Genomic DNA, 21,342 nt, shown 5'->3' on the forward strand with positions numbered 1-21,342 from the left:
CAGGTACGACACCGGTGCGGACGCTGGACCCGTCACCCGCCGGGGCATAGAACGGACGCATGCTCACGATCCGCCGCGAGGAGCCCGACGACGCCGAGGCGGTCGCCCGGGTGCACATCCACGGCTGGCAGGCCGGCTACGCCGGGATCATGCCCGAGGAGGTGCTCCGGCGGCTCAACGTCACGGCCTGGGCGCAGCGCCGCCGGGACCTCGGCACCGCCGACCCGGAACACCCGTTCACCACCCTGCTCGCCGAGGTCGACGAGAGGCTGGCCGGGTTCACCACGTTCGGCCCGTACCGCAACAACCAGGACCGTGGCGACCTCGACGCCGCGCACGGCGAGGTCGTGGCGATGTACGTCGAGCCGACCCGCTGGGGCGACGGCACGGCGCGGGCGCTGCTGGCCGCGGCGCGCGACGGGCTGGTCGCCCGGGGCTGGTCGGACTACCGGCTCTGGGTCCTGGAGGCCAACCACCGGGCCCGCCGGTTCTACGAGCGGGCCGGGTTGTCACCGGACGGTGAGCGGTCGACCTACCCGGTGCCGCTGGCCGGCGGGCGCCCGCCGGTCGGGCTGGTCGAGCTGCGGTACGCCGGCCGCCTCGACGGCTGACCCGGCGGGCCTCTCCCGGGGCCGGTCGACCGGGTCGGTGTCGCCCACCCGCCGGACCGGCAGGAACGCCAGCAGCGCCAGACTGATCCAGACGTAGGTGTTGCTGCCGAGGAAGCCGTCGAGCCCGGTGAAGTCCTTCTCCCAGGCCCAGACGATCCGGCTGATCAGGAAGCCGTACCCGACGATCGCGGCGCCCAGCAGGACGCGGCGCCGGCGGCTGCCGGCGGGCGCGGCCATCCCGTTGTCGACCAGCAGGATCAGCGCGGGCAGCAGCCAGACCAGGTGGTGCACCCAGGTGACCGGGCTGACCAGGCACATCACCGCGCCCGTCAGCGCCAGGCCGGTCGCCTCGTCGCCGGCGGCCACGGCGGCACGGGAGCGCCAGGCCCACAGCGCCAGCGTGGCGAGCACCAGCGCCAGCCAGGCCAGGGTGCTCGGATGTTCCGGGTTGAGCCGGGCGACCACGCCGCGCAGCGACTGGTTGGAGACGAACGCCAGCTCACCCACCCGGCCGGTGTTCCACAGCGCCTCCGTCCAGAACTCCCGCGAGGCGTCGGGAAAGAGCGCGGCGGCCAGCAGCGTCACACTGGCCGCGGTGGCCATCGAGGTGACCGCGGCGCGCCAGCGGCGGGTGACCAGCAGGTAGACGATGAAGATGCCCGGGGTCAGCTTGATCGCGGTGGCCAGGCCGATGCCCACGCCCGCCCAGCGGTTGCCGGCCGGCAGCAGCCGGAGCAGGTCGATCGCGACCAGGAAGAGCAGCAGCATGTTGACCTGGCCGAAGTTGATTGTCTCGCGCATCGGCTCGTACGCGGCGGCCAGGCAGAGCGCCACGGCGAGGGCGAACCAGCGGGTCCAGCCGGAGCGGCGGGAGACCGGGTCGATCAGCCACCAGAACAGCACGGCGGTGACCACCACGCTGGCGGCCACGCTCACCGCGATCGCCGCCCACCACGGCAGGTACGCCATCGGCAGCATGACCAGGGCGGCGAAGGGCGGGTACGTGAAGCCGTACTGGGTGCCGGGCTTGAGGAAGTCGTAGATCTCCCCGCCGTCGTGCACCCACCAGGTCAGCGCGCCGTAGTAGACCTTGAGGTCGAAGAAGCCGTGCCGGACGGCCGCGACGGACAGGAAGGCGGTCACCGCGACGGCGAGCGTGACGACGCCGACGACCTGCCGGACGGTCCGTGGGGGACCCTGCGCCACCATCGCCTCCCTCGCCCTGCGTAGGCTTCGGTCCCATGGCTCTCGGGTACGTCCGCCCGGCGCGTCCGGAAGACGCCGGCGAGATCGCACGCATCCAACTCGCGACCTGGCGGGTCGCCTATCGCCGGATCCTGCCCCGGCACGTGCTCGACAACCTGGACGAGGCGTGGCTCGCCAGGCGGTGGAGCGCGGCCGTGCAGGAGCCGCCCTCCGGCGCCCATCGGGTGCTGGTCGCCGTCGAACAGGCCGAGCAATCCTATCTGGTGGGGTTCGCCGCCTCCGGTCCGGCCGACGCCGAGGCGCTCGCCCCGGGTGAGCCGGCGGAGGTCCTCGGGCCGGACGTCGCCGCGGTGACGGACCTGCTGGTGGAGCCGCGCTGGGGCCGGCGGGGGCACGGCAGCCGGCTGCTCGCCGCGACCGTCGACCTGTGGCGTGCCGACGGGTTCACCCGCGCGCTGGCCTGGGCCTTCGACGGCGACGCGGCGACCCGGAAGTTCCTCACCAGCACCGGCTGGGAGCCCGACGGCGCGGCCCGCGCGCTGGACGTGGAGGACATGCTCGTCCCGCAGGTGCGGCTGCACGTGGCGGTGCCGGGGGACGCGGATCCGGCGGACGCGACGCCCACCGAGGCGACGCTCCCGGATCTGACGCCGGGTGCGTCGTCACCGATACCGGCGACGCCCGGGGACTGACCTGGCCCGACGGTCACGACCCGGATCGCACCGGGCCGCGCTTTCCGGCCCGCCGGTGCCGGCGATCCGCCGGACACTGTCGGGGGTGTCGCCTACCGTGACCCCATGGTCGCGGTGGCGGCGTCCACGAGAGGGAGGCATCGACATGTTCGCGGACACGATGGCGTGGAGCAGTTTCTCGGTGGACGACCCCGGCCGGGCCGAACGGTTCTACGCCGACACGCTCGGCCTGCGGGTGTCGCGCGACGACGCCATGGGCGGCCTGCTGACGTTGCACCTCGCCGGGGGCCGGGACGTGATGGTCTACCCGAAGGCGGACCACACCCCCGCGGCCCACACGGTGCTCAACTTCCCCGTCGACGACGTCGACCGGGCCGTCGACGAGCTGACCGCGCGCGGGGTGCGGTTCGCGCACTACCCCGGGATGCCCCAGGACGACAAGGGCGTCATGCGCGGCAACGGGCCGACGATCGCGTGGTTCACCGACCCGGCCGGCAACATCCTGTCGGTGATCCAGGAAGGCTGACCAGGTCAGGCTCGGGGCGAGCCCTGGGCGGGCGCAACGAGCTCGACGACCAGTTCCTCGTCCTCCATCGCCCCGGTGGGCACGAAGCCGAGGCTCGTGTAGAGGCGGGCGGCCTGGGTGTTGTCGGGGTGGTAGGAGAGCCGGACGGGGTGACCGCCGTCCTGGGCGCCCAGCCACGCGGCCAGGGTGCGCACGGCCGCCCGCCCGACGCCCCGCTCCTGTTCGGCAGCGTCGACCACCATGCCACCGATCCACCGGGACCCGTCGTCGTCGACGCCCCACATGACGTGCCCGACGACGGTCTCGTCCGCGTACACCGCCAGTGAGGTCCACACGTCGGAGCGCATGGTCAGCAGCAGGTAGCGGGCGGCCAGCGCCGCCACCCACCCGCGCTGGTCGTCGCGCGGGGCGACGTCGGCCACCGCCCGCCAGTTGTCGTCGTCCACCGGGCGCAGGGTCACCTGACGCCCGGCCCGGTCGGAGAGTCCAGAATTGATCATCCGGGCATCCTAGGGATCGTCCGGATACGCCGCAAAGAGTTTGCCCGTCAGTCGAGCAGGGCGTCCAGGCCGACGGTCAGCCCGGGCCGGGTGCGGACCGCGCGGACGGCTAGCAGCACGCCGGGCATGAACGAGACCCGGTCGTACGAGTCGTGCCGGATGGTCAACGTCTCCCCCACGGTGCCGAAGAGCACCTCCTGGTGGGCGACGAGGCCGGTGGCGCGCACGGCGTGCACGCGTACCCCGTCGATGTCGGCGCCCCGGGCGCCCGCGACCTCGTCCTTGGTGGCGTCCGGCACCGGTCCGAGCCCGGCCTCGGCGCGCGCGGCCGCGACCAGCCGCGCGGTGTGCGTGGCGGTGCCGCTGGGGGCGTCCAGCTTGCGGGGATGGTGCTGCTCGACGATCTCGACCGACTCGAAGTGCCGGGCGGCGCGGGCGGCGAACTGCATCATCAGCACCGCGCCGATGCCGAAGTTGGGGGCGATCACCACACCCACCCCGGGCTTGTGGGCCAGCCAGCCACGCACCCGCTCCAGCCGCTGCTCGGTGAAGCCGGTGGTGCCGACCACCGCGTTGATGCCCTGGTCGATGCACCAGTGCAGGTGGTCCATGACGACGTCGGGGGTGGTGAAGTCGACGACCACCTCGGCCCCAGCGTCGGACGCGGCGAACAGGCCGTCGCCCTCGTCGACCATGGCCACCAGCTCCATGTCGGCGGCGGCGTCCACGGCCCGGCACACCTCGACGCCCATCCGGCCCCGGGCGCCCAGCACGCCGACCCGGATCAGCTCGTCCGGGCTCTTCTCCTGCTCGTCAGTCACGGGGCACAACCTATCCCAATCGGGACGCGCGCATCCGGGCGGACCGTCAGCCGCCGGGACGTGCGCATCCGGGGCGCCGGGCAGGAGTGCGGGACGGGTCAGCGCGCGGCGAAGTCGTTCGCGCCGAACGGGCCGACCACGGCCAGCGACATCGGCCGGCTCAGCAGCTCGGCGGCCAGGGTGTTGACGTCCGCCACGGTGACCGCGTCGACCCGGGCGAGCAGCTCGTCGACCGGCATCAGGTGGCCGTAGAGCAGCTCACCCTTGGCCAGCCGGCTCATCCGCGAGCCCGTGTCCTCCAGCCCCAGCACGAACGAGCCCTTGCTCATCCCCTTGCCGCGGGCCACCTCGGCCTCGGTCAGGCCGTCGGCGGCCACCCGGGCCAGTTCGGTCCGGGTCAGCTCCAGCACCTCGTCGACCTTGCCCGGGGCGCAGCCGGCGTAGACGGCGAAGAGGCCGCTGTCGGCGTACTGGCTGGCGTAGGAGTAGACCGAGTAGGCGAGGCCGCGCCGCTCGCGGATCTCCTGGAACAGCCGGCTCGACATGCCGCCGCCGAGGATGTTGTTGAGCACGCCGAGCGCGAAGCGCCGCTCGTCGAGCCGGTCGATGCCGGGGCAGCCGAGGATGACGTGCGCCTGCTCGGTCTCCTTCGGCTCCACCAGCGTGGTGGCGGGCTTCGTGCGTACGGCCGGGGTGGCCGACCGGTGCGGCGCGGGCGTCGCCGGGTCGGTGTCCAGCGGGGTGCCGCGCAGCGCCTGGCGGACCAGCTTGACCACCGTGGCGTGGTCGAGGTTGCCGGCGGCGGCGACGACGATCCGCGGCGGGGTGTAGTGGCGGCGGTAGAAGCCCTGGATCTGCCGCCGGGTCATCGGCGTGACGGTCTCCTCGGTGCCGGAGATCAGCCGACCCAGCGGGTGGTCGCCGTAGGCGGCACGGGCGAAGAGGTCGTGCACCTCGTCGCCGGGCTCGTCGTCGTGCATGGCGATCTCTTCGAGGATCACGCCCCGCTCGGTCTCCACGTCGGCCGGCTCGAGCAGCGAGTCGGCGACCGCGTCGCACATGACGTCGATGGCCAGCGGCAGGTCCTCGTCCAGCACGCGGGCGTAGTAGCAGGTGTATTCCTTGGTGGTGAAGGCGTTGGTCTCGCCGCCCACCGCCTCGATCTCCGCGGAGATCTCCAGCGCGCTGCGCTTGTTGGTGCCCTTGAAGAGCAGGTGCTCCAGGAAGTGCGCCGCGCCGGCCTGCGGGCCCGTCTCGTCGCGCGAGCCGACCGCGACCCAGACGCCGAACGAGACGCTGCGCATCGCCGGGATCGCCTCGGTGAGCACGCGCAGCCCGCTGGGCAGCACGGTACGGCGTACCGTGCCGCCCAGCGGGTCGTCGCTGATGGTGCGGGTCACCGCCCGGGAGGCGCCGCCGGAGCGGGCCGTCCCGGTGCCCCGGTGCGCGGCCCCTGCGGGGCCCGGCGCGGACGCCACCCCCCGTCGATCCGGCGGAAACGGCGCGCTGACGGCCCGACTCACGTGTTGCTCCCAGATCGACGAGGGGTGGGTGATGCGATGGTGCGGTGCGTCAGCTGCGCCGGGTGCGGCGGCGCGGACGCTCGCCGCCCTCGCCACCCTCGCCGCCGCCCTCGCCGCGCTCGCCGCCGCCGCCCGGGCCACGACCGCCCCGGTCGCCGCCGCGCTCACGGTCGCCCCGGTCGCGCGGAGCCCGGTCGTCCCGGTCCCGGCCGGCCGGACGCTCGCCGCCAGCAGCCTCGCCGGCGGCCGGCGCCTCGGCGCCCTCCGGGCGGACCTTGTCCAGGTAGATCTTGCCGCGGGCGTCGATGTCCGCGATCTCGACCTCGACCCGGTCGCCGACGTTGAGGAAGTCCTCGACCTTCTCGACCCGCTTGCCGTCGCCCACCTTGGAGATGTGCAGCAGGCCGTCGCGGCCCGGCAGCAGCGAGATGAACGCGCCGAACGCGGCGGTCTTGACCACCGTGCCGAGGAAGCGCTCCCCGGCCTTCGGCAGCGTCGGGTTGGCGATGCCGTTGATCCGGTCCACCGCCGCCTGGGCCGACGGGCCGTTGGTGGCGCCGACGTAGATCGTGCCGTCGTCCTCGATGGAGATCTCGGCGCCGGTCTCGTCCTGGATCGCGTTGATGGTCTGCCCCTTCGGGCCGATCACCATGCCGATCTTGTCGACCGGGATCTTGACGGTGGTGACCCGCGGGGCGTACTCCGACATCTCGGCCGGGGCCTCGATCGCCGCCTGCATCACGCCGAGGATGGTCTGCCGGGCCTCGTACGCCTGCTGCAGCGCGGCGGCCAGCACGTCCGACGGGATGCCGTTGAGCTTGGTGTCGAGCTGGAGCGCGGTGACGAACTCCGGCGTGCCGGCGACCTTGAAGTCCATGTCGCCGAACGCGTCCTCGGCGCCGAGGATGTCGGTCAGCGTCACGTACTCGGTCTTGCCGTCCACCTCGTCGGAGATGAGCCCCATGGCGATGCCGGCCACCGGCGCCTTCAGCGGCACACCGGCGGAGAGCAGGCCCAGCGTCGAGGCGCAGACCGAGCCCATCGAGGTGGAGCCGTTGGAGCCGAGCGCCTCGGAGACCTGCCGGATGGCGTACGGGAACTCCTCGCGCGACGGCAGCACGGGGATCAGCGCCCGCTCGGCGAGCGCGCCGTGGCCGATCTCACGCCGCTTCGGCGAGCCGACCCGGCCGGTCTCACCGGTCGAGTACGGCGGGAAGTTGTAGTTGTGCATGTAGCGCTTGCGGTTCTCCGGGGACAGGGTGTCCACCATCTGCTCCATGCGCAGCATGTTCAGCGTGGTGACGCCCAGGATCTGGGTCTCGCCACGCTCGAACAGCGCCGAGCCGTGCACCCGGGGCAGCACGCCGACCTCGGCGGTCAGCGGGCGGATGTCGCGCGGGCCGCGGCCGTCGATGCGGACCTGCTCGCGCAGCACCCGGTTGCGCACCTCGGACTTGGTGAGCGACCGGAAGGCGGCGCTGAGCTCCTTCTCGCGGCCCTCGAAGCGACCGCCGAGCTCCTCGGCGACCTTGGCCTTGATGCGGTCGAGGGCCTCCTCGCGGTCGGCCTTGCCGGCGATCTGGAGGGCCTCGGCGACCTCGGCGCGGGCCAGGTCGGCCACCGCCTCGTAGACGTCGTCCTGGTAGTCCAGGAACACGGGGAACTCGGCGACGGGCTTGGCGGCCACCTCGGCCAGCTCGCTCTGCGCGCGGCACAGCTCACGGATCGCCGGCTTCGCGGCTTCCAGGCCGCTGGCCACGATCTCCTCGGTCGGCGCGGTCGCGCCGCCCGCGATCAGGGTCACGGCGTGCGGCGTCGCCTCGGCCTCGACCATCATGATCGCGACGTCGCCGTCCGGCAGCGAGCGGCCGGCCACGACCATGTCGAAGGTGGCCCGGGCCAGCTCCTCCAAGGTCGGGAAGGCGACCCACTGGCCGTCGATGTGCGCGACCCGGGTCGCCCCGATCGGGCCGGAGAACGGCAGGCCGGAGAGCTTGGTCGACATCGAGGCGGCGTTGATCGCCACGACGTCGTAGGGGTGCTGCGGGTCGAGCGCGAGGATGGTCTCGACGACCTGGACCTCGTTGCGCAGGCCCTTGACGAACGACGGGCGCAGCGGCCGGTCGATCAGCCGGCAGGTGAGGATCGCGTCCTCGCTGGGGCGGCCCTCGCGGCGGAAGAACGAGCCGGGGATGCGGCCCGCGGCGTACATCCGCTCCTCGACGTCGACGGTCAGCGGGAAGAAGTCGAACTGCTCCTTCGGCTGCTTGCCGGCGGTGGTGGCGGAGAGGACGACCGTCTCGCCGAGCTGGGCGACGACGGAGCCGGCGGCCTGACGGGCCAGCCGGCCGGTGGAGAAGGTGATCTCACGGGTGCCGAAGGACCCGTTGTCGATCACGGCGGTGCGGGATTCGGTGCCGAGGTTGGTCTCGGTCATGGTGCTGTCGTGCTCCTTCGCATCGGGGGCCCACGACGCGGGGAGCTGCTCAGACGGCCGGTCTTCGATCGAAGCGCCCGGATGGCCGGCGCGAGGCCGGGGTGTCCGGGGGCCACTACCGGAGACCGGTACGCTGACCGGCTCCCTTTTCAGGTGGTCGCGCGGCCCGGTTTTCGTGTGGCGGCGAAGCGGGGGAGCGGCCCGGTCGGGCCACTCCCCCGTCACGTCACCGGCGCAGACCGAGCCGCTCGATGAGCGACCGGTAGCGGTTGATGTCCTTCTTCTGGACGTAGTTGAGCAGCCGACGGCGGCGGCCGACCAGCAGCAGCAGCCCACGGCGGCTGTGGTGGTCGTGCTTGTGCACCTTCAGGTGCTCCGTCAGCTCGGCGATCCGCTTGGTGAGGACCGCGACCTGCACCTCCGGCGAACCGGTGTCGCCGTCGGCGGTCGCGTACTCCGCGCGGATCTTGGCCTTGGCTTCCTGGTCGAGCGCCATGTTCTCCCTGTTTCGTGGGTTGTTCGATGATGTCCGTCGGATCGGTCAGTGGACCGGAAACGGACCGGTACCTCGCACCCGCGGCGTCGTGCAGGCACGCGAGGCCCCACGTCGGTCAGCCGACGTCCCCGCCAGACTACCAGCCCTGCCGGGCGGCGGCCTGTCAAGGGCCGCGACGCGGTCAGCCGAGCACGCGCCGGGTCCGCTCGACGTCCTGGTTCATCTGGGCGATCAACGGCTCGATCGCGTCGTAGCGGATCTGCCCGCGCAGGTGCGCCACGAAGTCCAGCGCCAGCCGCTCGCCGTAGAGGTCGCCGGTGAAGTCGAGCACGTACGCCTCCACCCGCCGCTCCCGGCCGGAGAAGGTCGGGTTGGTGCCCACCGACACCGCCGCCGCCAGGGGCTCGGCGTGGCCCCGGCGCACCAGCCGGGCGGCGTAGACGCCGTCGGCGGGCACCGCCGCGTACCGGTGGCAGAGCAGGTTGGCGGTGGGGAAGCCCAGCTCGCGGCCGCGCTGGTCGCCGCGCACCACCACGCCCTCCACCCGGTGCGGGCGGCCGAGCGCGGCGGCCGCCGCCGTCACGTCCCCCGCGTCGACGCAGGAGCGGATGTACGTGGAGGAGTAGACCGTGCCCGCCTCGGCGACCAGCGGGGCGCCCTCCACGGCGAAGCCGAACGTGCGCCCGAGCCGCTCCAGCAGCGCCACGTCGCCGGCGGCCTTGTGCCCGAAGCGGAAGTTGTCGCCCACCACGACCAGCGCGGCGTGCAGGTGCTCGACCAGGATGTCGTGCACGAACGCCTCGGCGGGCAGCCGGGAGAACTCCGGGGTGAACGGCACCACGCAGAGGACGTCCACGCCGAGCGCCTCGATCAGCTCGGCCTTGCGGGCGGTCTCGGTGAGCACCGCCGGGTGCGAACCGGGGCGCACCACCTCGGCCGGGTGCGGGTCGAAGGTGACCACCACCGACTGCACGCCCAGCTCGCGGGCCCGGGACACGGCGTGCCCGATGGTCGCCTGGTGTCCCTTGTGCACACCGTCGAAGACGCCGATGGTGACGACCGACCGCCCCCAGCCGCCGGGCGCCGCGTCGTACCCCCGCCACCGCTGCATGCCGCTCCTCCCCTGCCTCCGCGGCGGCCCGCACCGGCCGCCGTCCCTCGCTCCCGTCAGGCGGGGGCGAGCACGATCTCCGCGCGGGCCCGGCCGTCCCGCTCGCTGACGATAGCGATCAGCCCGCCGTCGGGGCCGAAGACCGCGTAGGGGCCGGCGATTCCCACCGGGTCGAGCGGACCGCCGTGGGAGAGCACCTTCGCCTCGTCGGCGCCGGCGTCGCGGCGCGGGAAGAACCGGTCGGCCGCCGCCGCCAGCGGCAGGTTCACCACCTCGGGGGCGCGCTGCTCCAGCTGGTCGAGGGTGGCGGCCTCCGCGAGGGCGAAGTTCCCGACGGCGGTACGGCGCAGCGCCGTCAGGTGCCCGCCCACCCCGAGCGCCAGGCCCGCGTCCCGGGCGATCGCCCGGATGTACGTGCCGGAGGAGCAGGTCACGTCGATGTCCACGTCGACGACATCGGGCGCGTCGCGGCGTACCGCCAGCAGCTCCAGCCGGGACACGGTGACCCGGCGGGCGGGCAGCTCGACGCTCTCCCCCTCGCGCACCCGCTTGTACGCCCGCTGCCCGTCGACCTTGATGGCGCTGACCGCGCTCGGCACCTGGTCGATCTCCCCGGTCTGCGCGGCCAGGGCCGCCCGGACCGCCTCGTCGGTGACCTGGCCGGCCGGGGTGGTGGCGATCACGTCGCCCTCGGCGTCGTCGGTGACGGTGGCCTGGCCGAGCCGGACGGTGGCCGTGTAGCTCTTGTGCGCGCCGATCACGTAGGTGAGCAGGCGGGTGGCCCGGCCGACCCCGATCACCAGGACGCCGGTGGCCATCGGGTCGAGGGTGCCGCCGTGCCCCACCCGGCGGGTGCGCGCCAACCGGCGGATGCGCGCCACCACGTCGTGCGACGTCATGCCGCCGGGCTTGTCGACCACGATCAGACCGTCTGTGCTCACGACACCCAAGCCTGCCAGACCGGGCCGGACGCCCCGCCGCCGCCGTACGTCCGCAGCGGCACCGGAGCCGCTCGCCGCTCCGCGCGGCGGCGGAGGCCGCCTCCGATGGTCGGCCGATGTGCCGTCAGCCACTCGGGCGGGATCACGGCGGCGGGGGCGTACGGGATCACGTCCCGGGCGGCCCGGGTGCGAAGATCATGCGCCCTCGACGGACCGTTCACCAAGGACATGCCGATGACCAGTCCCCCACCGGTGGACGAGCCGTCCCCGCCGAGCCGGCCGGCTCCCCTGGCGTCCGGCGACGAGCCGGGGCAGGTTCCGGAGTGGCTGCGCCAGCCGGCCGAGGAGCATCCGGTCGGCGCCCTGGAACGGCTCCGCCTGTTCTGGGAGGAGCACACCCGGGCGGTCACCGCCGTGGTCGGGGGCGGACTGGTCCTCGTACTCCTGCTCGGCGTGGGGTGGTTCGACCTGTGGCGACGGGCCGGGGAGACGCCGCGCGGCTACCCGACGACCAGCCCGCCGCCGGGCGTCTCCGCGACGAGCGACACGACGCCCGCGACGCCCGCATCGCCCGCCGACAACTTCGCGGGCACCCCGGCGGCGGCCTTCGCCAAGGGGGCGGCCGGGATCACGCTGCCGCCCGCCCGGCGGACAGGTGCGTTCAGCGCCACCGAGGTGGCGGCGGCCCTCGCGGACGTCCGCGCGGCGATGCTGCTCGCCCGGCTGGACCGGAAGTTCCTGGCCGGCGGGGAGCTGGACCGGTTCGTGCGGATGTTCGCTCCCGCGACCCGCTCGAGCATGCGAGCCGACTTCCGTGACGACTCCTTCGCCACGTACGCGACCCGGCTGGCCCCGGGTGCCCGGCTGACCGCCGACCAGCCCCGGGTCAAGGGACGGGTCACCTACCGGGCGACCCGGGACAGCGACGGCATCCGGGTGCTGGAGATCACCACCAACTTCGTCTGGGCGTACGCGTTCCGCACCCTCGACCCCACTCCGGGCGCCGGTGTGGTGGTCGTCCACGACACCGTCGTCTGGCACGTGCCGCATCCCGACGACGTCGCGAAGGCGGGCGTCGGGCTCTGGCTCTGGGAGGCGGACTCGTACGCCTCGAACATGGACTGCGCGAAGTTCGACAAGGGTCTGCTGGATCTCGGCGCCCCGAGCTACGGCCTTCCGGTCGACACGGAGGACCCGGACGCGGTGTTCGACCCCGATCGTTCGCTGGACGTCGCAGACACCTGCTGACCCGGACCGGAGCACTCATGACACCCGACACACGACGCGCGCACGACCACCACGCCCCGGTCGACCTCCCGGACTGGATGCGTAACCCCACACCACCGCGACGGACCCTCGGCCGTCGCGTCACCGACCTCGTCGAGCGGCTGCCCGTGCTGCGTGCGGCCCGGCGGTCGCTGTGGCGGTGGCGGGACCGCGACAGGCTGACCGAGTCCCGCCCGATGATCTCGGTGGTCGTGTTCCTCGTCACCGCGATGGCGACGTTCGCCCTGGTCGCCGGGCTCTTCTACTGGCTCTACCTGACCCTGCGCGACACGCTCTGAGGCGGACCCGATGCACACCGACCCGCACGCCGGCACTCCCGGGACCGCCGATCAGGCGCCGCCGGCCGAACGCCCCTCCGCCGCCGACGGGCCGCCGGCCGCCGACCAGCAGCCTCCCGCCAGTGCGGCCGAGGGGCGGCGAGAGGTCCTGTTCGCCGAGGCCGAGCCGGTGCGGCTGCCCGACTGGATGCGGTCGCCGGGGCCGGAACACCAGCCGACCGGGCTGGACCGGGTGCGCTTCTTCCAGGCCCGGCACAACGGCCCGCTGACGGTCGGTTTCGCGTTCGCACTGGCGCTGCTGATGATCGTCGCGGCCGGGTGGATGGTCGTTCAGGTGGCCGACTGGCGTCGCACGGCGACCGTCGCACCGAGCGCGAGCGCGACGCCCGAGCCGATCAGCGCCGTCGGCACCCCACGCGATCTCTTCGCCGGCACCCCGGCGGCGTCCTTCGCCCTCCGGGAGAAGGCGATCGTCCTGCCTGCGGCCACCGCCCAGGGTCCGTTCGACAAGGTCCAGGTACGCGCCGCGCTCGACTCGGTACGGAAGGCGCTCATCGAGAGCCGGCTGGAGACCGCGATGCTGGTCGGCGACACCGAACCCTTCCTCGGCCTGCTGGCGCCAGACTCCCGCGCGGAGATGCGGCCGCACTTCGACAACTCGCGTTTCCTGCACGTCGCCACGAGGATCGGATCCCAGGCGGACTGGGAGTACGACATCCGCGCGCAGGGACGGATCAGCTACCGCGCCAGGACGGTGGCCGGAGTCCGCCTGCTGGAGGTGACCACCGAGTTCGTCTGGACGTACCCGTTCGACGTTATGCGCCGGGCGCCGGCCGGCGCCGGCCTGGTGGCGGTCCGGGACCGGGTGGTCTGGCAGGTGCCGCACCCGAAGGACGTTCCGGCGTCGTCCCGAGGGCTCTGGTTGGCGTCCGCGAAAGCCGTCACCTGGAACGCCGACTGCGCCTGGCTGCGCGACGGCTGGGTGAACGTGATGCAGTGGCTGCCGGACCTGCACGGCCCTCGCGTGCCGGGTGGTGATCCGGGCGACTTCTTCGACCTGGCCGCCCCGATGGCGTCCACCTCGAGGTGCTGAGGCTCAGCGCACCGCGCCGACCACGGCCCAGGCCCCGGAGCGCAGCCGCAGCAGCAGGGCCACCAGCCGGAGCACCACGAAGAGCGTGAGGCCCGCCCAGATGCCGCCGAGGCCGAGGTCGAGCCCGTACGCCAGCCAGATGGCGGGCAGGAAGCCGCCGAGCGCGGCCAGGAGGGTGAGGTTGCGCAGGTAGCGGACGTCGCCCGCGCCGATCAGCACGCCGTCGAGGGCGAACACGACACCGGCCAGCGGCAGCATCGCCACGAACCACGGCCAGGCGAGCATGGCCTGCTCGCGTACCTGCGGATCGGAGCTGAACCAGCCGGGGACCACGCCGGCGCCGGCGGCGACGAGCACGGCGAACGCCACGCCGCAGGCGCCGCCGAGCAGCGCGATCCGGCGGGCCAGGTGCCGGGCCGCGGCGTCCTCGCCGGCCCCGAGGGCGGCGCCGATCAGGGACTGGGCGGCGATGGCGAGCGCGTCGAGCACCAGGGCGGTGAAGAACCACAGTTGCAGGGCGATCTGGTGCGCGCCGACGGCGGCGGCCCCGAAGCGGGCGGCGACGGCGGTGGCGGAGAGGAAGCTGGCCTGGAACGCGACGCCCCGGATCAGCAGGTCCCGGCTGAGCGCCAACTGCTGCCCGATCAGCCTCGGGCGGGGGCGCAGCGAGACCCGTTCGGCGACCAGCGCCCCGGCGAAGAGCACCCCGCCGATGCTCTGCGCGATCACGTTGGCCACGGCGGAGCCGACCAGTCCGAGCCCGGCCGGGTAGACCAGCACCGGGCAGAGCACGGCGGAGAGCACGTTCGGGCCGAGCACGAACATCAGCGGGCGGCGCATGTCCTGCACGCCGCGCAGCCAGCCGTTGCCGGCGGCGGCGAGCAGGAGCCCGGGCGCGCCGAGCGCCGCGACCCGCAGCCACTGCGCGGCGGCGTCGGCCACCTCGCCGGGGCCTCCGGCGAGGGTACGCGCCAACGCCCCGCCGCCGATCTGCATGCCGAGCGCGACCAGCACCCCCACCCCGAGGGCCAACCAGGACGCCTGCACGCCCTCGGCGACGGCGGACCCCCGGTCGCCCGCCCCGAACCGTCGGGCCGACCGCCCCGTGGTGCCGTACGCGACCACCGTGCCGAGCCAGGCGATGAGCGTCAGCACCGTGCCGCCGACGGCGAGGGCGGCCAGCGGCACCCGGCCGAGGTGCCCCACCACCGCCGTGTCCACGAGCACGTAGATCGGTTCGGCGGCCAGCACCACCAGCGCCGGCAGTGCCAGCGCGGCGATCCGGCGGGGCGCGACGGCGCGGGTTTCAAAGGCGACGGATTGGCTCATCGCCGCCGATCCTGGCACGGCCAGGTAAGGATCGCAAGCGGCATGGTTACTTACCAGGAGAGAGGTGGGCGACGGTCACCGCACCGAGCAGGAGCACTCCCCCGACGAGCACCGGCACGGGCAGCGACTCACCCACGATCCAGCCCGCGAGCAGCACGGCGGTGAGCGGCTCCGCCAGGGTGGCCAGCGCGGCGGCGCTGCCGGTGATGCTGCGCAACCCGGCGTAGAACAGGGCGTACGCCACCGCCGTGGTGACCACCCCGAGGTGGAGCAGCAGGCCGATCGGCGCGAGCCGGGCCGGGACGCTGATCCCCTCGGCCAGCGCGATCGGGGCCAGCGCCAACGCGCCGACCGCCGCCGACACGGTGGTGAGCGTCATCGGCGCGACGCGCTGTGCGGCGTGCCGGCTCAGCACCGTGCTGGCGGCGTAGCCCACCCCCGAGCCGACCGCCGCGAGCAGCCCGAGCAGCGGCCGCGGCGCGGTCGTGCCCGGCTCCCCGACCGACACCGTGATCAGCACGAGGCCGAGGACGCCCGCCACCAGGGCACCCAGCATCGTCCGCCCGGGCAGCCGCCGCGCGCGCAGCGACTCCCAGCCGAAGATGAGGACCGGGGCGAGCCCCAGGCTGACCACGGTGGCCACCCCGACGCCGCCCGACGCGACGGCGAGGAAGTACAACGCCTGGTAGCCCCCGAGCCCGATCCCGACGCCGACGAGGGCGACCGGTTCCGACCGCAGCGCCGCGAGCACCGGCCCGAGGCGGCGCGCGAGCAGGGCGACCAGCACCAGCGCGCCGATGGCGAGACGGTGGAACCCGATGGCCGTCGGGGTGAGCGTGGTGGACTCGCGGACGAGCTGCACGGCGACGCCGGTGGTGCCCCAGAGCACGGCGGCGCCGGTGACGTACAGCAGCCCTCGGCGTACGCCGGCCGGGCCGCGGCGCGGGTGCGGAATGGACGGGGACGCGGAGAGGCCAGACAGAGACGTTCGGGACACAGGTGCGCTCCAGGGCGGATCGAGACGCTGACAGGGGACGACGTCTGTCGGAGCGCACGCACGACGAAGAAGAGGCAGGCGTTACCACCTGGGTTCTGCGGCCCCGGTCAGGCGGGCCGCCGTGCGGAGGACCGGCCGCAGTCGCCGCACGCGGGGACGCGACCGGTGGTGGGGCGCTCCGGTCAGGAGCGCGGCGGGGGCAGAACGCCCTGGAACGGCCTCATGCCCGCACCCTAGCGCAGCACCGTCCCGGCGTGCCCCGGGGTTTCGGTGCCCGTCGGCGGCTCGGGCTGGCCGCCGAAGTACTCCGCCATCAGGCGGTCGACCCACTCCGGTTGCCGGACACCTTCCGGGAGGAACTGCCGCATCACCGGCTTGACGTCGAGGACCGGCGTGCCGTCGACCGCGTCCAGTCCCCGTACCCGCAGCTTTCGGCCGCCTGCCGAGACGACTTCGCAGACGGTGCAACCGATCCGGTTGGGCCGTCGCGGACCGCGGTCGGCGAACACCCCGACCTCGGGCAGGTCGACCCGGCCGCGAGGCCGCGACAGCGGCCGGTAGTCCTCCCGTTCGGCGAGGCGGTCGAAGAAGAAGACCACCTCCACGTGGGAGAAGTCGGCGAGCCCGGTGAGACATGCCTCCCCGAAGCGCGGCTCGACCACGATGGTGCTCACCACGTCGCCCCAGTGGTCCGACTCGCCCGCGTCCACCCGCCCGTTGTGAACCCGCCCGATCGGGGTCACGGGGATCGTCGCCCCGGTCGCGAGACACTCGTCGGTCTTCTTCGGGTCGGTCATCGACGGCCTTCCGGTTCGGGTTGGCGCGCGGGAGAGAACGCCGCAGACCGTGCGGCGTTCTCGCCCGCGCGGATCATCTGGTGCGGAGCAGGCGTACCGACAGTGGCGCGAAGACCGCCGTCAGGGCGACGCAGGCGACGAGGATCCAGCCGATCTGCCGGCCGGGCAGGGCCCCGGCCATGAGTTCCCGGGCGGCGGTCACCAGGTGGGTGACCGGGTTGACGTCGACGAAGGCGCGCAGCGGCCCGGGCAGGGTCGCCGGGGTGATGAAGACGTTGCTGAAGAAGGAGAGCGGATACAGCACGGCCTGGGTCACCCCGAGCACGGCACCCGGCGAGCGCATGAGCAACGCCAGCGCCGTCCACACCCAGGACAGGCTCACGCTGAAGGCCACGACGAGCAGCACGGCGGCGGCCACACCGACGACGCCGCCGCCCGGGCGGAAACCGAGCGCGAGGCCGAGCCCCACGACCACCGCCGAGGCGAGCAGGTAGCGCACCACGTCGCCGAGGAGGGCCCCGACGAGCGGGGCGACGGGCCGGATCGAGAGCGTGCGGAACCGGTCGTAGACGCCGCTGGCGACGTCGACGCTCAGAGCGGCACCGGTGGTGGCGGTGGTCACCAGGAGCGTCATGACGAGAATCCCCGGGACCAGGTAGCCGACGTACCTGCCGGTCGAGCCGCCGACCGCGCCGCCGAACAGGTACGTGAACATCACGGTGAACACCACCGGATGGACGGCGACGTCGAAGAGTTGGACAGGGGTACGCCTGATCTTCAGCAGGGCCCGTCGGCCGAACGTCAGGCAGGTGCTCAGCGTGCCCGCCCGGGCAGGACGTGGACGCCTGGCGAGCGCCCCGGGCGACGGCCGGGCGGCGGCGACGGCGACGGGCGCGGTCATCCGGTCTTCCCCCTCGCGGCCGCGTCCACGGTGCTCGGGTGGCCCGTCAGCGCCAGGAACACCTCGTCCAGGCTCGGCTGCCCGAGACCGAACTCGGTCACCGTGATCCGGGCCCGTGCCAGCTCGGTCAGCGCGCGTAGCGCCGCACCGGTGTCCGTCGGCACCTGGACGGTCAGGGCCGCGAGATCGAGGGCCGGCGTCACGGGCCCGCCGAGCGCCTCGGTCAGCAGCCGGTCGGCGGTGACCCGGTCGTCCGGGTCGGCCAGCCGCACGTGCAGCGTCCCGCCGCCGACCGACGCCTTGAGTTCGCTGCTGGCGCCCTCGGCGACGACGGCGCCGTGGTCGATGACGGCGATGCGGTCGGCCAACTGGTCCGCCTCGTCGAGGTACTGGGTGGTCAGCAGGACCGTGGTGCCCTCGGCGACGAGCGCCCGCACGACGCCCCACACGTCGCTGCGGCTGCGCGGGTCGAGCCCGGTGGTGGGTTCGTCCAGGAACAGCAGGTCGGGCGTCACGACGAGGCCGGCGGCGATGTCCAGCCGGCGCCGCATGCCGCCGGAGTACGTCCTGACCAGCCGGTCGGCCGCCCCGGCCAGGGCGAACGCGGCCAGCAGTTCCTCGGCCCGGCTCGCGGCGTCCCCCGGGCGGTGGCCGTGCAGCCGGCCGAGCAGGACGAGGTTCTCGCGGGCGGTGAGGCCCTCGTCGAGCGAGGCGTACTGGCCGGTCAGGCCGATCCGGTCGCGTACCGCGACGGCGTCGCGGACCACGTCGTGGCCGAACACCGATGCGGTGCCCGCGTCGGGGCGCAGCAGCGTGGCCAGCATGCGGATGGTGGTCGTCTTGCCGGCGCCGTTGGGACCGAGGAACCCGTACACCGAGCCGGCGGGGATGCTCAGGTCGATGCCGTCGACGGCCCGCGTCGCGCCGAAGGTCTTCACCAGGCCCGAGGCTTCGACGGCCAGGTGGCTGGAGGACGTCATCGGGCCCAGACGTCCTCGTCGACCAGGTCGCCCTGCTCGGCGGTGACGTCGCGGGCGACGGCGAACGCCGCGGCGGCCTCCGGCAGGCCCGGGGCGCCCGCGAGCGCCGCCCGCAGGGTCTCGGGCGAGTCCCACCGCCACATGTCCACCCAGGTCCGCTCGTCGACGCGGACCAGTCGGGTCTCGGTCGGGCCGTCGTACGCCGCCCGGATCGCCTCGAGGAGCTTCGCGCGCCGCGCCAGCACGGTGTCGGCGTCGGCCGGCTCGGCCGTGAACCTGGTCGTCCGGATGAGAGTCATACCCTTGAGCCTTCCTCTAGAGCTGGTTTTTAGAGTGCGACTCTAGTGTTACAGTAAGGCCATGCAACTGGTCAAGAGCGCCGGCAAGAAGGGCGAGCGGTCGCGGCAGACCCGGCGACGGATCCTCCAGGCCGCGTACGAACTGTTCGTCGACCAGGGTTACGGGGCGACGACCCTGCAGGGCGTCGCCGAGCGCGCCGGCGTCTCCGTGCAGACCATCTACTTCGCCTTCGGCAACAAGCCCTCGCTGCTCAAGGAACTGGTCGACGTCACCATCGCCGGCGACGACGAACCGGTTCCCACGTTGCAGCGAGCCTGGTTCCTCGACGCCGTCGCGGCCGACACCGCAGAGGCGCAGCTACGGGCGCACGTGCGCGGCACCTGCGAGGTGCTCCAGCGGGTCGCGCCGATCATGGGCGTCCTGCGTGCCGCCGGCGGGCAGGACCCGAGCCTGGCCGGCCTGTGGCAGCAGGACAGCGATCCGCGCCTCGAGGTCCAGACCGCCGCGGCGCGCAGCCTCCTGGCCAAACCCGGAGCCCGGGCGCGGCTCTCCGTCGAGGACGCCGCCGACGTGCTCTTCGGGCTGCTGAGTCCCGAGCTGTATCTCCTCTTCGTCCGCGACCGGGGATGGACGCCGGAACGCTGGCAACAGTGGGCCCACGACACGCTGCGCGCACAGCTCTGCGACTGACGCCGGGCCGGAGACGCGGACACTCGGGCCGGGAGGCTGGACGACCAAGCCGGAGACGCGGACGCTCAGGCCGGGGGTAGGGGGTCGAGCCAGCGGGCGCGCCTCGGCGCGGGTGCAGAGCCGGGAGCGCCGGCGAGTGTGTGGCGATCGCGGTGAGCAGCTGCGGACGGGACCGGCGGGGACAGCGCCACACGTACCGGAGGAACTCGACGTCGGTCGTCTCCGGCCAGCCTGCGGGCGGTCGGGACGGCCCGTGGCGCGTTGCGCCCGGCGGCGGCAGAGCAGCCGGCCGAGGCAGAGCAGCCGGCCGAGGTCGCGAAAGACGAGCAGGTCGGCACGGGGCAGTCGGAGTCCGGGCGTGCCTCGTGGTCGCCGTCCAGCACCTACGCCGGCCGGTCGGCGGGTTCGGCGACCGTGGCCCGCCAGCGGGCGTCGCCCTGGGCCACCCAGCCGGGTTGCCAGCACTGCCGGTTCTGGTGAATCTGTGGAAGCGAGCCGGGCTGCCGGTACTGCCGGTCCTGGTGGATCAGTGGAAGGCCGAGCCGGCGGGCGACCTCGCGGGACAGGGTGCTCCTACCGGCGCACGCGGGGACCGTGACGGCCGAGCTGCGCGATTCCGGGGCCGACGGGCGGCGGGCGCACCGGCGCAGTTGTCCGACCTACCGTTGGGCCGGGCGGGAAGCCGCTCGCGGGCCGGGGGCGGCGGACGGCCGCGACCGGAGCCGGATGGGCGGTGACGCTGTCGGCGCGGGACGCCGGCGGCGTCACCGCCGGTCGGCGTCGGTCACTGACGGGTGTCCATGGAGGTCTGCAGCGCGCGGCGCATCTGCTCGCGGGCCTCGTCGGTGGTCTGCGGCTTGGGCTTGCTCGGCATGGTGGTCCCCTTCCAGGGCGTGGGCCGCCGACCGGCGGCAGCCCTCACGGGCGGTCGTGCTGCGCGCCCGGCAGCGGTCCGGGGTCACCGGAGCGGCTGTGGGCAGCGAGAGCCCGGGTCGGTCCGACCCTGGAGGGAGGCGCCACCGGGTGCGGCGACACCGCCCACGGCCAGCGCCGCCACACGACGCCGGCCGATTCCCAAGCTATCGTTCAGTTCCACATGCTGCCCGGTGTTCCCGCGATTTGGACTCATGTTCGTCCGGAGCCGCGCGCGTCACGGGTCCCGGCGGGATGCGGTGGCGCGGTCAGCGGGCCAGGAAGTGCCAGCCCAGCCACCACCAGAAGCCGAACAGGCCGATCCGGCCGACCGGCACCGGGCCCACCTCGTAGCGCATCACGTAGGCGCAGACCTCGCCGATCGTGGGGATCCGCGAGCCCTCGCGGCGGGCCGCCCACTCGACGGCGGCGAAGAGCACCAGGGAAACCAGGAAGCCCCCGATGGCCAGCATCCGCATCATCGCCGCACCAGCCCCCAGAACGCCGACAGCCAGCCCAGCCAGACCGCCGAGCGGACCAGCTGGTCCTCCAGCAGCGGATCGGCCAGCCGCGAGAAGGTGGGAAAGTCGTCCCCCGCCGCCAGCACGAACGTGGTGCCCTCGAAGACCCCGAAGACCACCACCGGCAGGGCCCACCAGGCCGCCGGGGTGCCCAGCCGGCGTGGCGCGGGCCGCCGGGGCACCCGGTTGCTCAGGCCCAACCAGATCAGCACCCCGCCGGTGCCGAGGGTCCAGAGATTGGCCTCGGTCGAGAAGGACGGGAACCGGCCGCCGACCAGCGAGAGGCAGACGAGCACCGGCACGGTGACGGCGGGACGGTCCCAGGCGCGGGGCGCCTCGACGGTGAGGTCGTGGGGCTGTTCCATCCCGCGATTCTCCCCGTACTCGCCGCAA

The 21,342-nt window shown here is 73.7% G+C and carries 22 protein-coding genes and 1 pseudogene; 7 read left to right on the forward strand and 16 right to left on the reverse strand.

Going from position 1 to position 21,342, the window contains the following annotated elements:
• The first annotated feature begins 59 nt into the window (after nucleotides 1–59).
• The gene (locus tag ABZ573_RS09530; protein ID WP_151454657.1) at nucleotides 60–611 is read left to right on the forward strand and encodes a GNAT family N-acetyltransferase; all 552 of its coding nucleotides are present in this window, start codon (nucleotides 60–62) and stop codon (nucleotides 609–611) included.
• Here the strand turns inward: ABZ573_RS09530 and ABZ573_RS09535 are convergent.
• A complete protein-coding gene (locus ABZ573_RS09535; protein WP_151454658.1) occupies nucleotides 510–1,817 on the reverse strand; it encodes a glycosyltransferase 87 family protein in 1,308 nt (435 codons plus the stop codon). The genes ABZ573_RS09530 and ABZ573_RS09535 overlap by 102 nt on opposite strands.
• Nucleotides 1,818–1,852: 35 nt before the next feature.
• On the opposite strand from ABZ573_RS09535, the pseudogene ABZ573_RS09540 reads away from it, so the two are divergent.
• A pseudogene (locus tag ABZ573_RS09540) lies at nucleotides 1,853–2,410 on the forward strand (GNAT family N-acetyltransferase); the annotation flags it as partial.
• A gap of 244 nt (nucleotides 2,411–2,654) precedes the next feature.
• Nucleotides 2,655–3,035 carry a VOC family protein gene (locus ABZ573_RS09545; protein ID WP_151454659.1) on the forward strand — a complete coding sequence of 127 codons (381 nt, stop codon included), beginning with the start codon at nucleotides 2,655–2,657 and terminating at the stop codon, nucleotides 3,033–3,035.
• Between the two features lie 5 nt (nucleotides 3,036–3,040).
• Here ABZ573_RS09545 and ABZ573_RS09550 read toward each other — a convergent pair whose 3' ends face one another.
• The 7 genes from ABZ573_RS09550 to truB form a co-directional block, all read right to left on the reverse strand.
• Nucleotides 3,041–3,535: a GNAT family N-acetyltransferase gene (locus ABZ573_RS09550; protein WP_358117093.1), complete on the reverse strand. Its 495-nt coding sequence runs from the start codon at nucleotides 3,533–3,535 to the stop codon at nucleotides 3,041–3,043.
• A 47-nt stretch (nucleotides 3,536–3,582) separates the two neighbouring features.
• Nucleotides 3,583–4,356, reverse strand: coding sequence for a 4-hydroxy-tetrahydrodipicolinate reductase (dapB, locus tag ABZ573_RS09555; protein WP_151454661.1), 774 nt, complete (start codon nucleotides 4,354–4,356; stop codon nucleotides 3,583–3,585).
• 98 nt (nucleotides 4,357–4,454) lie between these two features.
• Complete coding sequence (locus ABZ573_RS09560; protein ID WP_327030819.1) at nucleotides 4,455–5,879, reverse strand: pitrilysin family protein; 1,425 nt, start codon at nucleotides 5,877–5,879, stop codon at nucleotides 4,455–4,457.
• Nucleotides 5,880–5,928: 49 nt separating this feature from the next.
• Nucleotides 5,929–8,316, reverse strand: a complete 2,388-nt coding sequence (locus tag ABZ573_RS09565) for a polyribonucleotide nucleotidyltransferase (protein WP_151454663.1) — start codon at nucleotides 8,314–8,316, stop codon at nucleotides 5,929–5,931.
• A gap of 226 nt (nucleotides 8,317–8,542) precedes the next feature.
• Nucleotides 8,543–8,812, reverse strand: a complete 270-nt coding sequence (rpsO, locus tag ABZ573_RS09570; RefSeq protein WP_121396038.1) for a 30S ribosomal protein S15 — start codon at nucleotides 8,810–8,812, stop codon at nucleotides 8,543–8,545.
• Between the two features lie 181 nt (nucleotides 8,813–8,993).
• Nucleotides 8,994–9,923, reverse strand: coding sequence for a bifunctional riboflavin kinase/FAD synthetase (locus tag ABZ573_RS09575; RefSeq protein ID WP_132232840.1), 930 nt, complete (start codon nucleotides 9,921–9,923; stop codon nucleotides 8,994–8,996).
• 56 nt (nucleotides 9,924–9,979) lie between these two features.
• Nucleotides 9,980–10,864, reverse strand: a complete 885-nt coding sequence (gene truB, locus ABZ573_RS09580) for a tRNA pseudouridine(55) synthase TruB (protein WP_327030817.1) — start codon at nucleotides 10,862–10,864, stop codon at nucleotides 9,980–9,982.
• A 234-nt stretch (nucleotides 10,865–11,098) separates the two neighbouring features.
• Here truB and ABZ573_RS09585 point away from each other — a divergent pair, with 234 nt between their 5' ends.
• From ABZ573_RS09585 to ABZ573_RS09595, 3 genes are read left to right on the forward strand one after another with little or no spacing between them, the layout of a single operon-like run.
• Nucleotides 11,099–12,112: a hypothetical protein gene (locus tag ABZ573_RS09585; protein ID WP_358117098.1), complete on the forward strand. Its 1,014-nt coding sequence runs from the start codon at nucleotides 11,099–11,101 to the stop codon at nucleotides 12,110–12,112.
• A 17-nt stretch (nucleotides 12,113–12,129) separates the two neighbouring features.
• Nucleotides 12,130–12,429, forward strand: a complete 300-nt coding sequence (locus tag ABZ573_RS09590) for a hypothetical protein (protein WP_358117101.1) — start codon at nucleotides 12,130–12,132, stop codon at nucleotides 12,427–12,429.
• A gap of 10 nt (nucleotides 12,430–12,439) precedes the next feature.
• Nucleotides 12,440–13,522, forward strand: a complete 1,083-nt coding sequence (locus tag ABZ573_RS09595) for a hypothetical protein (RefSeq protein WP_358117104.1) — start codon at nucleotides 12,440–12,442, stop codon at nucleotides 13,520–13,522.
• A gap of 3 nt (nucleotides 13,523–13,525) precedes the next feature.
• Here the strand turns inward: ABZ573_RS09595 and ABZ573_RS09600 are convergent, their stop codons facing one another.
• The 6 genes from ABZ573_RS09600 to ABZ573_RS09625 form a co-directional block, all read right to left on the reverse strand.
• Nucleotides 13,526–14,851 (reverse strand): MATE family efflux transporter, encoded by a 1,326-nt coding sequence (locus ABZ573_RS09600; RefSeq protein WP_358117107.1) that lies wholly within the window; start codon nucleotides 14,849–14,851, stop codon nucleotides 13,526–13,528.
• 46 nt (nucleotides 14,852–14,897) lie between these two features.
• Complete coding sequence (locus tag ABZ573_RS09605; protein ID WP_358117110.1) at nucleotides 14,898–15,848, reverse strand: DMT family transporter; 951 nt, start codon at nucleotides 15,846–15,848, stop codon at nucleotides 14,898–14,900.
• A gap of 233 nt (nucleotides 15,849–16,081) precedes the next feature.
• Nucleotides 16,082–16,645 carry an SAM-dependent methyltransferase gene (locus tag ABZ573_RS09610; protein WP_358117113.1) on the reverse strand — a complete coding sequence of 188 codons (564 nt, stop codon included), beginning with the start codon at nucleotides 16,643–16,645 and terminating at the stop codon, nucleotides 16,082–16,084.
• Between the two features lie 73 nt (nucleotides 16,646–16,718).
• Complete coding sequence (locus tag ABZ573_RS09615; protein WP_151454670.1) at nucleotides 16,719–17,546, reverse strand: ABC transporter permease; 828 nt, start codon at nucleotides 17,544–17,546, stop codon at nucleotides 16,719–16,721.
• On the reverse strand, nucleotides 17,543–18,526 hold the full coding sequence (locus ABZ573_RS09620; protein WP_358117117.1) for an ATP-binding cassette domain-containing protein: 984 nt from the start codon (nucleotides 18,524–18,526) through the stop codon (nucleotides 17,543–17,545). Before ABZ573_RS09620 ends, ABZ573_RS09615 begins: the two co-directional genes overlap by 4 nt.
• On the reverse strand, nucleotides 18,523–18,825 hold the full coding sequence (locus ABZ573_RS09625; RefSeq protein ID WP_151454672.1) for a hypothetical protein: 303 nt from the start codon (nucleotides 18,823–18,825) through the stop codon (nucleotides 18,523–18,525). The genes ABZ573_RS09620 and ABZ573_RS09625 overlap by 4 nt, the downstream gene beginning before the upstream one ends.
• Before the next feature lie 61 nt (nucleotides 18,826–18,886).
• On the opposite strand from ABZ573_RS09625, the gene ABZ573_RS09630 reads away from it, so the two are divergent.
• The gene (locus ABZ573_RS09630) at nucleotides 18,887–19,516 is read left to right on the forward strand and encodes a TetR/AcrR family transcriptional regulator (protein WP_358117120.1); all 630 of its coding nucleotides are present in this window, start codon (nucleotides 18,887–18,889) and stop codon (nucleotides 19,514–19,516) included.
• Between the two features lie 1,181 nt (nucleotides 19,517–20,697).
• Here ABZ573_RS09630 and ABZ573_RS09635 read toward each other — a convergent pair.
• Both ABZ573_RS09635 and ABZ573_RS09640 read right to left on the reverse strand, forming a co-directional pair.
• Complete coding sequence (locus ABZ573_RS09635) at nucleotides 20,698–20,907, reverse strand: DUF6186 family protein (RefSeq protein WP_192581395.1); 210 nt, start codon at nucleotides 20,905–20,907, stop codon at nucleotides 20,698–20,700.
• Nucleotides 20,907–21,314, reverse strand: coding sequence for a hypothetical protein (locus ABZ573_RS09640; protein WP_132232822.1), 408 nt, complete (start codon nucleotides 21,312–21,314; stop codon nucleotides 20,907–20,909). The genes ABZ573_RS09635 and ABZ573_RS09640 overlap by 1 nt, the downstream gene beginning before the upstream one ends.
• Nucleotides 21,315–21,342: the final 28 nt, after the last annotated feature.

This window comes from Micromonospora sp. NPDC007220 (assembly GCF_040634035.1).
Lineage (GTDB): Bacteria > Actinomycetota > Actinomycetes > Mycobacteriales > Micromonosporaceae > Micromonospora > Micromonospora reichwaldensis.